Annotated in this window: 16 protein-coding genes; 8 read left to right on the top strand and 8 right to left on the bottom strand. The window is 44.5% G+C overall.

Annotated elements, in window-relative coordinates:
* The first annotated feature begins 98 nt into the window (after nucleotides 1-98).
* The 3 genes from pruA (at nucleotide 99) to BC643_RS21090 (ending at nucleotide 2,870) form a co-directional block, all read left to right on the top strand.
* Nucleotides 99-1,736 (top strand): L-glutamate gamma-semialdehyde dehydrogenase, encoded by a 1,638-nt coding sequence (gene pruA / locus BC643_RS21100; RefSeq protein WP_120275280.1) that lies wholly within the window; start codon nucleotides 99-101, stop codon nucleotides 1,734-1,736.
* Nucleotides 1,737-1,834: 98 nt separating this feature from the next.
* Nucleotides 1,835-2,131, top strand: a complete 297-nt coding sequence (locus BC643_RS21095) for an FtsB family cell division protein (RefSeq protein WP_120275279.1) — start codon at nucleotides 1,835-1,837, stop codon at nucleotides 2,129-2,131.
* Nucleotides 2,132-2,276: 145 nt separating this feature from the next.
* Nucleotides 2,277-2,870 (top strand): YqgE/AlgH family protein, encoded by a 594-nt coding sequence (locus BC643_RS21090; protein WP_120275278.1) that lies wholly within the window; start codon nucleotides 2,277-2,279, stop codon nucleotides 2,868-2,870.
* Here the strand turns inward: BC643_RS21090 and BC643_RS21085 are convergent.
* Genes BC643_RS21085 through BC643_RS21070 form a run of 4 tightly spaced genes read right to left on the bottom strand, consistent with a single transcriptional unit; the run spans nucleotide 2,859 to nucleotide 6,098 of the window.
* Entirely contained in the window at nucleotides 2,859-3,674 is an 816-nt protein-coding gene (locus tag BC643_RS21085; protein WP_120275277.1) for an aminotransferase class IV, read from the bottom strand. The two genes, BC643_RS21090 and BC643_RS21085, sit on opposite strands and share 12 nt — an antisense overlap.
* Before the next feature lie 20 nt (nucleotides 3,675-3,694).
* The gene (locus BC643_RS21080) at nucleotides 3,695-4,303 is read right to left on the bottom strand and encodes a rhomboid family intramembrane serine protease (RefSeq protein WP_120275276.1); all 609 of its coding nucleotides are present in this window, start codon (nucleotides 4,301-4,303) and stop codon (nucleotides 3,695-3,697) included.
* 7 nt (nucleotides 4,304-4,310) lie between these two features.
* On the bottom strand, nucleotides 4,311-5,309 hold the full coding sequence (holA, locus tag BC643_RS21075) for a DNA polymerase III subunit delta (RefSeq protein WP_120275275.1): 999 nt from the start codon (nucleotides 5,307-5,309) through the stop codon (nucleotides 4,311-4,313).
* Nucleotides 5,310-5,327: 18 nt separating this feature from the next.
* Nucleotides 5,328-6,098 carry an AMP nucleosidase gene (locus tag BC643_RS21070; protein ID WP_120275274.1) on the bottom strand — a complete coding sequence of 257 codons (771 nt, stop codon included), beginning with the start codon at nucleotides 6,096-6,098 and terminating at the stop codon, nucleotides 5,328-5,330.
* Between the two features lie 89 nt (nucleotides 6,099-6,187).
* Here BC643_RS21070 and BC643_RS21065 point away from each other — a divergent pair, with 89 nt between their 5' ends.
* Nucleotides 6,188-6,655, top strand: coding sequence for a type I restriction enzyme HsdR N-terminal domain-containing protein (locus BC643_RS21065; RefSeq protein ID WP_120275273.1), 468 nt, complete (start codon nucleotides 6,188-6,190; stop codon nucleotides 6,653-6,655).
* On the opposite strand, the gene BC643_RS21060 is transcribed toward BC643_RS21065, so the two are convergent.
* The 3 genes from BC643_RS21060 to recR are packed head-to-tail and all read right to left on the bottom strand — an operon-like array spanning nucleotide 6,650 to nucleotide 9,757.
* Nucleotides 6,650-7,177 carry a GNAT family N-acetyltransferase gene (locus BC643_RS21060; RefSeq protein ID WP_120275272.1) on the bottom strand — a complete coding sequence of 176 codons (528 nt, stop codon included), beginning with the start codon at nucleotides 7,175-7,177 and terminating at the stop codon, nucleotides 6,650-6,652. The genes BC643_RS21065 and BC643_RS21060 overlap by 6 nt on opposite strands.
* On the bottom strand, nucleotides 7,174-9,123 hold the full coding sequence (locus BC643_RS21055; RefSeq protein WP_120275271.1) for a glycosyltransferase family 2 protein: 1,950 nt from the start codon (nucleotides 9,121-9,123) through the stop codon (nucleotides 7,174-7,176). Before BC643_RS21055 ends, BC643_RS21060 begins: the two co-directional genes overlap by 4 nt.
* A 7-nt stretch (nucleotides 9,124-9,130) precedes the next feature.
* Nucleotides 9,131-9,757, bottom strand: coding sequence for a recombination mediator RecR (gene recR, locus BC643_RS21050; protein WP_262697265.1), 627 nt, complete (start codon nucleotides 9,755-9,757; stop codon nucleotides 9,131-9,133).
* 121 nt (nucleotides 9,758-9,878) lie between these two features.
* Here recR and BC643_RS21045 point away from each other — a divergent pair, with 121 nt between their 5' ends.
* The 3 genes from BC643_RS21045 to BC643_RS21035 all read left to right on the top strand — a co-directional run bounded on the left by BC643_RS21045 (nucleotide 9,879) and on the right by BC643_RS21035 (nucleotide 12,487).
* A complete protein-coding gene (locus BC643_RS21045; RefSeq protein ID WP_170154651.1) occupies nucleotides 9,879-10,526 on the top strand; it encodes a response regulator transcription factor in 648 nt (215 codons plus the stop codon).
* A 250-nt stretch (nucleotides 10,527-10,776) separates the two neighbouring features.
* A complete protein-coding gene (locus BC643_RS21040) occupies nucleotides 10,777-11,418 on the top strand; it encodes a response regulator transcription factor (RefSeq protein ID WP_170154650.1) in 642 nt (213 codons plus the stop codon).
* Between the two features lie 205 nt (nucleotides 11,419-11,623).
* On the top strand, nucleotides 11,624-12,487 hold the full coding sequence (locus BC643_RS21035; RefSeq protein WP_120275268.1) for a hypothetical protein: 864 nt from the start codon (nucleotides 11,624-11,626) through the stop codon (nucleotides 12,485-12,487).
* Here BC643_RS21035 and BC643_RS21030 read toward each other — a convergent pair.
* Nucleotides 12,484-12,813: a hypothetical protein gene (locus BC643_RS21030; protein WP_120275267.1), complete on the bottom strand. Its 330-nt coding sequence runs from the start codon at nucleotides 12,811-12,813 to the stop codon at nucleotides 12,484-12,486. The two genes, BC643_RS21035 and BC643_RS21030, sit on opposite strands and share 4 nt — an antisense overlap.
* 96 nt (nucleotides 12,814-12,909) lie before the next feature.
* On the opposite strand from BC643_RS21030, the gene BC643_RS21025 reads away from it, so the two are divergent.
* The coding region (locus tag BC643_RS21025; protein ID WP_211338167.1) for an HYR-like domain-containing protein at nucleotides 12,910-14,810 on the top strand (1,901 nt) is incomplete at its 3' end.

The following is a 14,810-nucleotide window of genomic DNA, read 5'->3' as shown; positions in this document are numbered from 1 at the left end:
AGCTGATTTTTATTATGGATTAGGTTTTGGCGAATATTTAGATTTGTGGATCAAGGGTTAACAGAATTATAATGCAATAATAATTATAATAATAAAATATGCCAAAAGGAATTTTTAACGTACCGGTAGCAAAAAACGAACCTGTGAGAACTTATGCTCCGGGCTCGGACGAACGGAAAAAATTGCAGGCCAAGCTGGCCGAAATGAGATCAGTTGAAATGGAATTGCCAATGGTGATTGGTGGTAACGAAGTAACGACCGACCGTCGCAAGCGGATTGCTCCGCCGCACGATCACAAACATACACTGGGATATTTTTCGGAAGGAGATGCATCGCACGTACAGATGGCGATTGATGCCGCCTTGGAAGCCCGGAAGGAATGGGCGAACATGGGCTGGCAGCACCGTGCTGCTATTTTCCTGAAGGCAGCTGATTTGATCGCTGGTCCGTACCGCGACAAGATGAACGCCGCAACCATGTTGGGGCAGGGTAAAAATGCTTTCCAGGCCGAGATTGACTCAGCTTGCGAGATCATCGACTTCCTTCGCTTCGGTGTGAAATGTATGACCGAGATCTACGAGATTCAACCGGAATCGGCTGCGGGGATCTGGAACTACAATGAATATCGTCCGTTGGAAGGATTCGTGTTTGCACTGACGCCGTTCAATTTTACGGCAATTGCCGGAAACCTGCCATCTGCTCCGGCCATGATGGGGAATGTGGTGGTGTGGAAACCCTCGAACACTGCGGTTTACTCGGCAGCTGTTATTATGGAAGTGTTGCGCGAAGCTGGTTTGCCGGCTGGTGTAGTTAACCTGGTGCATGTTTCTGGACCGGTTGCGGGTGATGTGATTTTCAATCATGCTGAGTTTGCCGGAATTCATTTTACCGGTTCAACCGAAGTTTTCCAACGCATTTGGAAAACCATTGGCGAAAATATTTACAAGTACAAGTCGTATCCGCGCATTGTGGGTGAAACTGGTGGTAAGGACTTTATTTTTGCCGATCCAACTGCTGATCCGCAAAGTCTGGCAGTAGCCATGTTGCGTGGAGCATTCGAATACCAAGGACAAAAATGTTCTGCTGCCTCACGGGTTTATGTGCCCGAGAGCATTTGGGACGAAGTAAAAGAGCGCTTCGGCAAAATGCTGGCTACCGTAAAAATGGGGCCGGTTGAAGATTTCACCAATTTTGTAAATGCTGTAATCGATGAGAAGTCGTTCGATAAGATCGCAGCTTACATCGATGGTGCAAAGAAGAGCCCGGATGCGGAAGTCATTTTTGGCGGCGGTTGCGATAAGTCGGTTGGCTATTTTGTTGAGCCGACGGTGATTTTGGCAAAGAAGCCGGACTATGTAACCATGGTTGAAGAAATCTTCGGACCGGTGTTGACGGTGTTCGTTTACGAAGATGAAAAAATGGACGAGACCATGAAAGTGCTGGACAAGACTTCAATCTATGCGCTTACCGGTGCCATCTTCTCGCAAAACCGATATAATATTGAAAAGATGGCGAAGTTCCTGGAAAACTCAGCCGGAAACTTTTACATCAACGATAAACCAACCGGAGCAGTTGTAGGTCAGCAACCATTTGGCGGATCACGAGGTTCGGGTACCAACGATAAAGCAGGATCTGTTTTCAACCTGCTTCGCTGGACATCAATTCGGACCGTAAAAGAAACTTTCGTTTCGCCGAAAGATTATCTGTACCCGAACTTTATGCCGGATCAGGAATAGACTAAGAATTTATTTTCAGATAGGGGAGATGATTTTATTCATCTCCTTTTTTTTTGTTTCCAGACTGATTACTTTTGTCGGGTAACAATCGCGCAACTATGTTGAAAACACCAAAATGGATTCGGGAAAATTTACTGACAAAATGGGGCATCGCAACGGTGCTTTTTCTTGTTTATATTCTCCTGATCAACGAACATAACTTGGTGCAACACATGCAAAACAAGCATAAACTGGAGCAGCTGATTGAGCAGAAAGAAATACTGGAAGAGAAGATTGAAGCAGATCAGATGAAAATTGAAGAGCTTCAAACCAACCAGAAAAACCTCGAAAAATTCGCCCGCGAGCAATTCCTGATGCACAAAGAAAACGAAGATGTTTTCATAATTGTCGAATAGTCAGGTATTCTCATTCCCCATCATTTTTATGTGTGGATTTTGTAACCAAAGGGTTATAAAATTGTAAATCTTGAAAGATTTGTGTGAATCGCCGCTTTTTAGTGTTTGATATATCAAAACTTTTTCTTTAAATTGATTTCGGAATATGAAGCTGAATATCAACATATTTAAAATAGAGACGAATCATGTAGAGCCAAAGAAGGGGAGAATTTTGGTTGCAGAACCATTTTTGCCCGGAAGCTATTTCAACCGGTCCGTGATTTTGTTGGTTGCACACAGCGACAAGGGTGCTGTCGGATTTATTTTAAATAAGAAAGTGGATTATCCAATTACCGAGATTATTCCAGATTTCCCTGATTTTGAAGCTGATATTTACATTGGCGGGCCTGTAAGTACCGACTCTATTTATTTCATTCACTCGCTCGGTGATGAGATTTCCGGCAGTATCCACATCAAAGAAAACCTTTATTGGGGTGGCGATTTCGAGGAACTGAAAAATAAAATTAGGTTGGGCATGGTGAAGCCCGGCGATGTGCGGTTCTTTATGGGCTATTCCGGATGGGATGGCGGACAGCTGGAAGAGGAACTGGAAGAAAATAGTTGGCTCGTCTCCGAGATCGAGGAACAAAATGTGATGGATGTGGAAAGCCGCAAAAAAATGTGGCTGAATATCGTTCGCGAAATCGGCGGCAAATACCTGATGTGGGAGCATTTCCCCGAAAATCCCTCAATGAATTAATAGGCGGTTGAACTCGTCGGCGATGGCCGTCGCTTGTTTTCGGAAATATCTTTTGGGTCCAAAAGCTCGGATAAATTGTACGCCGTTCAAATCGTCAGCCAGAAAAACTTCGTCTGCTTCTTCCAAGTCTTCAAGTGTAATTGCATCGTCTTCCCAATATTTCAATTCAAAATTCTCTGCAATTTTTTTAATGATGCGTTTTGCTGGGTTGAGATAGGCGCCGCTCAACGGGCTTGGCGTCCGAACGGTTTGATCTTTGATCAAATAGATATTTGAGCCCGGAGTTTCCAGGACCTGCAGATTGCCATCCAGTAGGATTGGTTTGGTGTCAGGATCATCCTGATGCGCATTGGCCATTTCCCACAGTTTTCTGGATCCGGATGCAAGTGTTGAAAGCGGCGAGTCGGACTTTGTGATTCCTGTAAATGGTGCCAAAGCATAACCGGAGGGATTGAAAACATAAGCGGATTCCTTTTTATGTACAAGTTCAATCAGATAGTCAATTTGCTTTTCCCTTTTAAAAAAGGAGATCCGAACCAGTGTGCTGTGGAAATACTTGTTTTTTGTGATGCTGCGTTCAATTTGTCGTTTCAACTCTTTCCCTTCGTTTTCGAGAATTGCCGGAACTTTCAGATTAAACAACTTAAAGTGCAGTTGCAATAGCTGTAGGTGTTCATCCCAAAACAGAAACCGGCTTTTTATAACCCTCAACTGATCCTCAAACAGAAACTGTTTCAGCGCTATTGGCGAAAAAATAGTTTCGTCGGCGGAATGAAAGTTTCCGTTGTAAAGGAAATAAGCCATGGCTTTCTGCTTTGAACGGATTAGAGAACCCGAAAGAGTTTGTCGATGAAATACTGGAAATTGTCCGGTCTAAGCAGAATCGGGAAAATGAAGCCGAAAAGCGCTCCCAAAAAGTGGGCGTCGTGGGCGATATTGTCCTTTTGTTTGCGGCTCATGTAATACGAATAAACCAGGTATAAAACAGCGAACACAATTCCCGGAGTCGGTATGATTCCGAAAAAGTAAATCATATCCCAGGGATCGAAAAAGATGGCGGCAAACAAAACAGCCGAAACAGCACCCGATGCACCAACGGCATTGTAGTAGTAGTCGTTGCGGTGTTTGATGAGCGCGTAAATATTGGACACCAACATGCCTCCGAAATATAAAATCAGGAAGTAGGCATTGGCCATTCTGCCGTAGGTGTAGCCAAAGTACAACTCGATTGCCCGGCCAAAGGAGTACAGTACAATCATATTCACGATCAGGTGTTCCCAGTTGGCATGAACAAAGCCATGGGAAACCAGCCTGTAATACTGGCGCTCGTGGACGATCTTGCTGGCATTGAACTGCAGCTTCTCAATCAGATCGGGGCGGCTGAATGCCATGATTGAAACAAGGCAGGTAGCAGCAATGATGTATAATGTCATAAAATTGTCAGTGTAAGATTTTATAAATCATCTCTTTCTGCAAATCACCGGCGCTGGACGAAACATTTCCGAGTCCTTTCGATTTCATGTCGAAATCGCGCAGCGTTGATATAATTTCAACTACTTTTCGGATTGGATATTGCTTTGCAGCAGCAATATATGATTTGACAAAGAACGGATGTACTCCGAGGCTCGAGGCAACAGCGTTTTGAGATTTATCCTCCAAAAAATGGTAGGTCAGTATCTTCATAAAAAACTGGTAAAGACTCGAAATTGTTCGCGGAAAAGGGTTCGCGTTTTGGTTTGCTGAAAAATAGTTGATGATTTGGTTACTCTTCAGTACGTTACGCTCGCCCAACGCATTTTGCAGCTCGAAAATGTTGTAATCTTTGCTGATCCCGATGTTCTTTTCAATGTGATCCGGCGTGATTTGAGAATTTTCCGGCAGGCTGATAATTAATTTATCAAGCTCGTTGGAAACCTTGCTCAGATCAGTGCCCAGGTATTCGGCCAGCAACATCGACGCTTGCGGAACAATGGTGTAGTTGCGCGTTGCCAGGTACCGTTTGATCCAGTCGGGAAGCTGGTTGTCGTAAATCTTTTTCGACTCGAACAAAACGCCTTTCTGACCGATCAACTTGCTGAAGGTTTTGCGTTTGTCGATTGTTTTGTATTTGTAATTTAATACGAGGATCGTCGAGTTCAGCGGATTCTTCACATAGGATTCCAACTCTTCAATCTTCTTGATGTTCTGAGCTTCGCGGACAATAATTACCTGGTGGCTGGACATCATCGGGAACCGGCGCGCGTAGGTAATGATGGTGTCAATATCCGTGTCCTTTCCGTACAGAATGTGTTGATTGAAGCCTTTTTCAGCGTCAGTGAGCACATGCTGGTTAATGTAATCCGAAATTTGGTCGATAAAATAACTCTCTTCACCCATCAGGAAATAAATGGGGTGATAGATTTTTTTCTTCAGGTTGTTCAGAATATCTTCAAAGGTCATAAGTTGCTTTTGCAGGGTTTAAAACTTCAGGTGTTTCACCGATCGCCCGTTTGTTTTGATTTCAACCAAAGCATCAATGCCAATTTTGATGTGCTTTTCCACAAAATTGGTGGTTACGCGCTGGTCGCTGGCATCAGTTTTTATGCCGGTCGAAATCATGGGTTGGTCCGAAACAAGCAGAAGTGCCCCGGTTGGTATTTGGTTGGCAAAACCCACGGTGAAAATGGTTGCCGTTTCCATATCCACAGCCATTGCCCGCGTCTTTTTCAGGTATTTTTTGAAACGTTCGTCGTACTCCCAAACGCGTCGGTTGGTTGTGTAAACCACACCAGTCCAGTAGTCCATGGCATTTTCGCGGATGGCTGTTGAAACGGCCCGTTGCAGGTTAAACGCCGGTAATGCCGGGACCTCGGCAGGCAGATAATCATTGGATGTTCCCTCGCTGCGGATAGCTGCAATGGGGAGGATGTAGTCTCCCAATTTGTTCTTTTTCTTCAATCCGCCGCATTTTCCCAAAAACAGAACCGCTTTGGGCATAATAGCTGAGAGCAAATCCATCACGGTGGCAGCATTGGGGCTACCCATCCCAAAATTGATGATTGTCATTCCCTCAGCTGACGCGCTGGGCATATTTTTTTCTTCGCCGATCACCGGAACATTGAATTTTTCGGCAAACATATCGACGTACAGTTGAAAGTTCGTCAATAAAATGTATTCACCAAAATCTTCTAATTTTCTACCGGTATAGCGGGGAAGCCAATTGTCTACAATCTCTTTCTTTGTCTTCATGTACAATGGATATATTTTTGCAATTTTGAAGGCATGTTTGACTCCGCTTTTTGGAGCGGATGCACAAAAATACAAATTGCATCGTTAAAATGTTTACTCAGCTAAATTTACCATCATATTCATTCCGAACCAAACAAGTCGATTCCAAAGTCCAGATTTTTGATGAGATCAGGAAAAAGTTTCTGGTATTGACACCCGAGGAATGGGTACGACAGAATTTTATTCGGTATTTGGTTGAAGTGAAAGCTTTTCCGGCATCACTGATGGCTATTGAAACAGGCTTGAAATTGAACGGGAACCAGTTTAGGGCCGATTTGCTGGTATACGGTAAAAACGGAAATCCACTGCTGATTGTTGAGTTCAAGGCGCCGGAAGTGAAAATTACGCAGAAAACCTTTGATCAGATTGCCCGCTACAATCTGACCTTCAAAGTGCCGTTCCTGATTATTTCAAATGGTTTGGAACATTATTGTTGCCAGGTGGATTTTGAGTCCAAAAATTACCAGTTCTTCCGTGATATTCCCGTGTACGCCGATCTTTCAATCACCGGCTTATAAAATCTTTTGATACAGGAATTCATCCACTCGACCGGACAGCAATTTTAGCCAATCTTTTTTTCTTCCGGAAAGTTGAAACCCAGATTTTTCGAAGAGTCCCACGCTGGCGGGGTTATTTGCTCCGATGTTGGCATAAAGCTGGTGCAATCCAAGTACCTCTTTGGCATATTGGCACATTAGCTGCAGTGCATCGGCGGCATATCCTTTTTGCCTGTCAGTAGTTGCATAAATTAAAATGCCAACACCGGCACGCTGGTGGAAAGGCTCAAAATCGAAAAGGTCAACGGCGCCAACCGGATCTCCCGATTCGTTCTCAATAATCAGTCGAAGTTGTTTGGTTTCGTAAATATCCCGATGCGACTCTTCAATGTATTGCCTTAAAATATAGCGTGAAAAGGGAGCCAGCGTATTGCTGACCTGCCAGATTGAAGAATCGTTTTCCCACAGGTATAACAATTCAAGATCCTCCGGCTCCAAAGGGCGAAGGCTGATGTTACCATACGAAAGCGAAGGTTGGTTCATTGTCCCAGGATTTTCCAGTTGCGGAATATCAATTCCAGATCGGTTAAAATTCGGTAATTTTTGGCATACACACGGTCATTATCCAATATTTTCGCGGCTGAATATCGAAATTCGAATGGCGAAGAGGGTGTCAATACCCCTTGTTTCAGCTTCGGCAAATGGATGTCGGAACTGATCGGGCTGGCAAAGCCGATCCATGTTTTTTTACCCGAAATAACAGCTAGACAATTTCTTATCAATCCTTTTACATCCGAAAAGCTGAAAAACAAGACGGGAAAAAAGATGATCAGTATGATTGCCAGTTTGATGTCGAGCAATCGTTTCAATGTAAGGTTCGTTTTTTTTGAAAGCGGGTTTGACTTCAGGTTGATAAACTCTCCGGCTGCATTGGGCGAGCTGCTCCCGATAATCGACAGACTTTCCTGTGGGGCAATTTTAAAATGAATGTTCTTGTCATTCAGATCGAGCATGCAATCGATAATTTCGGCCGGTGGTACATCTTTCCCGCTAAAAATCAGTTCGTCGGGCCGATGGATATCGATAATTTCGATGGTTTGGCTGAAATTTCCCAAGTAGATTGATCCGGGAACTTTGTTGTCCGGAGCGATTAGCCCGGTCAGCTCGTAGCGGAAGTCTGAATTTTCCAGCAAGCTGAGGATTCTTTCAGCCTCCTCGGTACCGGCAATCACAACTATTTTACTTGCTCGATAGCCTTTGATCCGAAAAATGCCAAGCTTAGTACTACTTAATGAGTAGCGGATTAGTGGTAGCATTAGCAGGTTCCAGCAAGTACCCAGTACGATCAGAGCTCGCGAGAAACGCCAGTTCTCGTTCAGGAATGAATAGAACAACATGACCAGAACACCGCCCGCCAGTATTCCGCGAAGTAGCTTTCCGATTGAGAGTGGTCGCAGGTAGGCATGGAAAAATAATAATGTCACAATCCAGATAAGGGTGTACCCGGGAACTACGAGCTTGAAGAATTCGGGCGGAAAATGATCGGCTTCAAACTGAAAGGTTTCCCAAACGGGGATCAAAAGGTAAAAACCGAGAAGGATGATTAAAGCGTCAATCAAGGGCAGCAGAATTGCCGCAACCACTCTGCTGACAACAGACAGCAAAGCACGAAAATAGATGGCGAGGTTAATGGTGAAATTGAAGAGTTGATTTTGCCGGCCCGAAAAGTGTTTTTTTGAAAAAAGGAGCATCGCCTTGTAAAACAGTTTGACATAGTTAAGACTACCTTTTTTTGTGCTTTCTCCTTTATAATGAATAATCTTGGTTTCGGGGAAGTAATAGTTTTTATAGCCACTTTGTCGAATTCGAACGGAGAGGTCGATGTCTTCACCGTACATGAAAAATTGCTCGTCCAGCAAGCCCGCTTTTTGCAGTGCGGCGCTCCGAAGCAGCATGAAGGCACCGGCCAAAACTTCAACTTCGTGGGTTTCCGTATTGGATAGATGTCCGAGGTAATATCCGGCGAAGCGGGGAGAATGAGGAAACAAAGCCGTCAACCCGAATATTTTGCAAAACGACACCCACGGCGTTGGAATTCCTCTTTTCGATTCGGGCAAATAATGGCCCTTGCCGTCAATCATTTTCACGCCCAAGCCACCAGCTTCCGGATGTTCGTCCATGAAAGCAACACATTTTCGGAAACAGTCCGTCTCAACCAGTGTGTCCGGGTTGAGCAGCAGAATGTATTCGCCTCGGGCAACGGAAATGGCTTGGTTGTTGGCTCTCGAAAAACCTGTGTTCTCTTTGTTTTCTATCAGCTTGACTTTTGGGAAGCTATCATTCACCATCAGGCAGGAGCCGTCAACCGAATTGTTGTCAACAACCAGAATCTCACTGTCAATTCCCGTCAACGCATCGGTCACGGAGCGTAAACATTGCTCCAGAAAATGCTTCACATTATAATTAACGATGATGACGGACAACTTCATATTGAGCTTATTGAGATAGCGAACTTTCGAAGTCGAGTCGGTTTTTGATGGAACGACCGAGCGTGAGCTCGTCTGCATATTCCAGTTCATCACCAACCGAGACGCCCCGGGCCAGGGTTGAAATTTTGATGTTGTAGTCTTTCAGCTTTTTATAAATGTAGAAGTTTGTGGTGTCTCCCTCCATGGTTGTGCTGAGCGCCAAAATAACCTCACTTACCGTGCCTTCTTTTACACGCTCAACCAGCGAGTTAATCTCCAGGTCAGAAGGTCCGATTCCGTCCATCGGCGAGATGATTCCACCCAAAACATGGTACAAGCCGATAAACTGCCGGGTGTTCTCAATGGCCATTACGTCGCGAATCGTTTCTACCACACAGATGATTTCGCCGCTGCGATCCGGTTGGCTGCAGATGTTGCAAACGTCATGATCGGATATGTTGTGACAAACTTTGCAATGTTTGATTTCCGTTCTTGCCTGAATGATACTGTTCCCAAAAATTTCCACATCGTTCGTCTCCTGCTTCAGTAAATGGAGCACCAATCGTAAAGCTGTTTTTCTTCCAATCCCGGGTAATTTTGAGAATTCATTCACCGCATTTTCCAGCAGCCGGGAAGGAAATTTTTCTGTCATCATATTTGTGGAAGTGTTTGTTGCGCTCAAATTTAATAATGGAAATCTATTTCAACTCAAGAATATCGTATTTTCTGAGCGAGTGGGTCTAAAACCCTATCCGTAAAATTCCGTACATGGAGTTGTGAATAAAGAGATCGTAATTGCTGGTGATAACCACATATTGCGAAAGGGCTTAGGAATGTTGTTCGAAAACGACGGGCGGTTTAGGGTGGTTGGGGAGGTTTCAAAACCTGCTGAATTCTTTTCGGAGTTTAAAAGAAACGTGCCGGAAATTGTTCTATTGGATTTGACCCTTCTTCAGGACGACGTGTTTTCCATACTCAATTTTTTAAGGGGAGGTCATCCCGATATTCCGGTTGTTGCATTGGCGATCGGTGCAAGCGAAGGCGCGGTATTGGATGCCGTGATGATGGGCGTGCGGGCTGTGATATGGAAAGAGGATTCCTGGGAAAATCTATTGGAGGCCATGAGCCGTGTTTTGAACGGCGAGATTTACTTTGAAATGTCAGAAAGGAGACTTGAGAAGAAATTACTAGAAGGACTTCAGAAAGCCAACAATGCCGGAAAAGAGTTACTGGATTTAAGCCCGCGCGAGCAACAGGTTCTCAAGCTGATTGCCGAAGGACTTTCCTACAAACAAATTGCCGATATATTGTCGATTAGTCCGCGAACGGTTGAGTCGCACAAAAATAACCTGCTCGAAAAGTTGAACTTGTCTACTCCTGTTGACCTGGTGAAATATGCCATGCGTATGAAGCTTGTTGACTGATTTTTCTCCATTTTCAATCCGAATGTTTACAAATAATCCGTGAAATCACGGATAGCTATCCGTTTTTTTACGGATTGAAATCGCTTAGCCAGTTTTCGTAACTTGCTTGTCCATCGACTCCCTCAGGTGAAAAAGTGACAGATTCCGAAAAAACCAAGTAATCAATACCGGCCCAATTTAACTCCATGCGAACAATTTAAAGTTAGTGGTATATTCAAATTTAGTGGAGGATTGATTCATGAAAAGGCCTGTGAGAATTGCGATTTTTGAGAACTATAATCTGTTTAGTTCAGGCTTGAAATCGGTATTGGCTGAGCAAAACCAACTTGAAATTGTCGTGGCTGCAAATTCCATCAGCGATTTGTTGAAAGAGATCGAAGAGAAATCGCCGGATATTCTTCTCTTCGACATTCTGCATTGCGACAATGGCGGAATTCGCCTGATTCGCAGAGTAATCCGGAGATACCCGGATTTGCCGGTTGTTTTGCTGACCAGCATGCAGTTTTCGGATTGCTTCACCGATCACGTCAAATTGGGAGTTAAAGGTTTCGTGTTCGAAAATGAAACTCCGGAGGATCTGAAGTGTGCGATCCGAAAGATCATTTCGGGGTCGACCTATCTGCCGCGCGAAATGCAGAAATGGCTGGCGGAGATTTCGCCATCGGGTAAGCGAAATGCCTTGGTTCTTAAAAAGAAAAATACCCTTACCGAACGGGAAATCTCAATCCTGAAGCTCTTCTGCCAGGGGTTAACTTATAAAGAAATAGGCAAAAAACTGTTTATCAGCCCTCGTACAGTGGAAACGCACAAAAAAAATATTCTGACAAAATTGAGGTTAAAGTCGACGGCCGAAATGGTTAAGTATGCTTTTCACAATCATTTGATTATTTGAGGAATAGTTGTTTTTTGGCGCGTGTTCTTTTCGACATAAAATATCCGGAAAATTCCTGATTGAATGGCCCTGCTGAATCATCTATCTTTTTTTCAATTATGTGGTAATTGAACGTTGGTCTCCTCTTTGGTCGGCGGATCGCGCTGTTTTCTGCCGGAATATTATGATTGAATGCTGTTAGCTGTTAATTCCTTTTTCGTAATTCATGGATCAGAATAAAGTTGAAATAAAACTGGATCAGTTGATCATGGTGGAAGAACCCTATAATATTTTGCAGGATCTGGAATTGCTGGAATATGGGGGATTGAAAGCAAAAATTTACAATGAATATTTAAATCCGGATGAAGGCGGACCGATTGGAGGCGCAGAATGTGGCAGGCATTTGGCAATCTTGGGGTCGATAGTGTTGGCAATGGGATTCCACTTTAAGAAACGGCACTATTATTTGGCCATTCACGCCATACTCGATCGGAAAAGCGATTTGGTTTACGATGCTCCCTACCTGAATTTATATGCTATCCCGGTTTTAGCCGAAAAAAGCAAGGGGAAAGTTTACGGAGAGTTGTTGGGCGAGCACAACGAACTGCTGTACACGGCCGAGGTGGAGTACATGATTATGAGCCCTGCCATTTTTACGAAATTTTACGGGAAGAACAAGGTGGAGGAGGAAATTGAAAACATTGAAAGTCCGTATAAAAACCGTCGTAACTTGACGAATCTGGTGTTTGAAGGTGATCGTCTCAAGGCTGATTATGGTGTTATTCGTCCGAATGATTGCGAAGGGCATTTCCGGCAATACCCGGCTCTCCCCGTGGCACTGGTCGGTAACTTATTCGGTGAGCTCGGTTTCGAACTTTTCAAAAAACACATTCCCGGCTATTCGAAATTAATCAGTCCGTACACTACTATTCGGGCTTACAGGCTGGCATTTGCGGGTGAGTTTGTCACTTTCGTGGGGCGGATTAGCAAACATATTTCCAAAGACACCATTTTAGTGACAGCCGAGGCAAAGGTCGGCGATGAGATCATCGCGAGTGTCGAGTTCGAAGTGAAGGGCGTAAATCCTTAGTGCGCAAATTCTATTTTCAAGTTGACGCTTTCTTCGGTTCTTTCTTGGGGGCTTCCCCCATCATTTAATTCAGTCAGTCCAATCTGAAAAATTTCATTCTCAATTTTCCACTTATTTTTTCTTTCTGAATGATTTGGTCTACTGCAAAGTCGCTGTTGATGCGGCTTTGGTGAATATTCAATTGGCACTTCTACTGAGAAAAATATCCGTAAGATTCCTGATTGACCGCCTATGGGTTTTCCCTTACCTTTTTTTATGATTTGCAGGCTGGAGGTCTGCTGCTCTCTATTGCGATTCCCTGTGATTAAGGGAATTTTTTTGTTCAAACCTAAGGTTTTGTAATTGGTTCGGGCTCATTTTTAATAACTGGTTTTTGAGTCGGGGCCAACACTGAACACTATCAAATCTAAATTTATGTAGTTATGACAGACGTTTACATCTCTACCTCTAAAAAGAGTAGTTATGGTTGTTGGCGCTTTTCTGTACCTATACTCTTGGTGATTCTACTGGCGATGGTAATGCCGAACAAATCGGTCGCACAAACAACGGGAAATATTCAGGGGATCGCTCCTGTACAGGCCCCGACAAATGGTACGGCGATTGACGGCAACGCGTACGCGAATCACGTATTTGGACTTACGGATAATACCTCCGGGTTTCCTCAAAATTATGGAACTGCCGGAGATATTTTTTATTGGGATCAGGTATACCCCGGAGATGGCGGCGGTGTATTTGATATTTTGCCAATTGCTGATCCTCCTTATTTTGATGTATCGGAAAACAGTTTTCCCGGCGTGGCTGATTACACGGTCGTTCGGTATGTTGATGATATTACAAATAAGGATCCAACGATTTTTACCGGAAGAAACAAGATTAACGATAACCCCAGTACTTATGAATGGGGTGTCGGCTCAAATCCGAACAAAAACGAGATTCAGAATGCTGGTGTAATTTTTACCCGTGGTAATTCCAGCATTATCGGAATCGACGGAAATCCAGGTAATCCGGATGATCTGTGGGTGGCTTGGGCCGCTGACCGCGAGGTAACGAATGGTAGTAGTTATATCGACTTCGAGTTCCTGCAAAAGCCATTTTATATGGATACCCTGGGAATGGACAATGCCGGGTATTATTATGGAAAATTTGTAACTGAAGCCGATGCTGCAACAGGCGGACGGACTCCCGGAGATATTTTGGTCACCGTTGAGTTTACAAACGGTGGGCCGGTTGCGAACGTCATCGTTCTGATTTGGCAGAATGTTGGTGGAACTTATGAATACGTTCCATTTACCGATTATCCTCACGGAACGATTCTCGCAACAGTAAACACGGAGAAAACCTATGTGCATTTTCCTGCATTTGGAAATGTAGAGCAGGTAACTTTGGTCGGTTCCAATGGAGGCGCCGGGTACACCGGAATGCTTCCCTATTACGATATTAATCAATGGTGCGAGGGGGCTATCAACTTGAGTGCTTTCTTCGATGAGACTATTAATCCTTGTTTTGGGATTGCAACTGTATTTACACGCACCCGGACTTCAGGAGAATCCGGGACTGCGGAATTAAAAGACTTCCCCGGACCGCCTGCGCAGGTGAATGTGCTAAGTAACCCACCGGTTGTTAGTTGCCCCGGCGACCTTGAATTTGAGCCTTGTGCTGAAGTTGATCTCGAGGAACAATGGGATAATTGGCGAGTTCAATTTAGCTATGTTGAAGGAACCGGAAATTCAACCGAACCGGTTACGGTAACAATGGGAGGAGATGATTTACCGGAGGATCTTCCAGAGGGAGCTTCTTGCGGCTTCACCGCAACTCATTGGATCAAGGCCGTAGATTATTGCGGGAAGATGGATTCGTGCGGTGCAACCTTTACGGTTTATCCTGATGCGGTAGCTCCGGTGTTTGCTGAAGTACCTGGTGATATTACCTACGAGTGTGCAGTAGATGTTCCGGCTGCAGGTATGTTGGGCTGGACGGATAACTGTGACGGCAGCGGTGAAGTGCTGGGTGTTGATGAGTCTGACGGACAAAGCTGTCCGGAAACCATTACCCGTACCTGGACTTATACTGATGCTTGTGGTAACACGACTTCAGTGAGCCAGATTATCACGATTCATGATATGACCGCACCGGTTATTGCCGACATGGATGACATGACCCTGGATGGTTGTAACCCGGATTGGCCGTCAGAAGTGACCACCAGCTGGACGGACAACTGTGGCGTTGGTGGACAAACCTCGGGCACACTGGCAGGTGTAGCGGGTGAAGTGATGTGGCTGGATGACTGTACTCAATACATCGACTACAGCTTCAATGCAACGGA

This window comes from Mangrovibacterium diazotrophicum (genome assembly GCF_003610535.1).
GTDB lineage: Bacteria > Bacteroidota > Bacteroidia > Bacteroidales > Prolixibacteraceae > Mangrovibacterium > Mangrovibacterium diazotrophicum.
Note: the sequence above shows the minus strand (reverse complement) of the source record. Positions and strands in the feature narration are given on the sequence as shown.

What these genes read in the sequence shown, in the direction of transcription:
- BC643_RS21060 (WP_120275272.1), bottom strand. Translation starts at nt 7,177, where the DNA reads ATGAACCAACCTTCGCTTTCGTATGGTAACATCAGCCTTCGCCCTTTG.
- holA (WP_120275275.1), bottom strand. Translation starts at nt 5,309, where the DNA reads ATGACCTTTGAAGATATTCTGAACAACCTGAAGAAAAAAATCTATCAC.
- BC643_RS21055 (WP_120275271.1), bottom strand. Translation starts at nt 9,123, where the DNA reads ATGAAGTTGTCCGTCATCATCGTTAATTATAATGTGAAGCATTTTCTG.
- BC643_RS21080 (WP_120275276.1), bottom strand. Translation starts at nt 4,303, where the DNA reads ATGACATTATACATCATTGCTGCTACCTGCCTTGTTTCAATCATGGCA.
- BC643_RS21095 (WP_120275279.1), top strand. Translation starts at nt 1,835, where the DNA reads ATGTTGAAAACACCAAAATGGATTCGGGAAAATTTACTGACAAAATGG.
- BC643_RS21090 (WP_120275278.1), top strand. Translation starts at nt 2,277, where the DNA reads ATGAAGCTGAATATCAACATATTTAAAATAGAGACGAATCATGTAGAG.
- recR (WP_262697265.1), bottom strand. Translation starts at nt 9,757, where the DNA reads ATGATGACAGAAAAATTTCCTTCCCGGCTGCTGGAAAATGCGGTGAAT.
- BC643_RS21085 (WP_120275277.1), bottom strand. Translation starts at nt 3,674, where the DNA reads ATGGCTTATTTCCTTTACAACGGAAACTTTCATTCCGCCGACGAAACT.
- pruA (WP_120275280.1), top strand. Translation starts at nt 99, where the DNA reads ATGCCAAAAGGAATTTTTAACGTACCGGTAGCAAAAAACGAACCTGTG.
- BC643_RS21070 (WP_120275274.1), bottom strand. Translation starts at nt 6,098, where the DNA reads ATGAAGACAAAGAAAGAGATTGTAGACAATTGGCTTCCCCGCTATACC.
- BC643_RS21035 (WP_120275268.1), top strand. Translation starts at nt 11,624, where the DNA reads ATGGATCAGAATAAAGTTGAAATAAAACTGGATCAGTTGATCATGGTG.
- BC643_RS21065 (WP_120275273.1), top strand. Translation starts at nt 6,188, where the DNA reads ATGTTTACTCAGCTAAATTTACCATCATATTCATTCCGAACCAAACAA.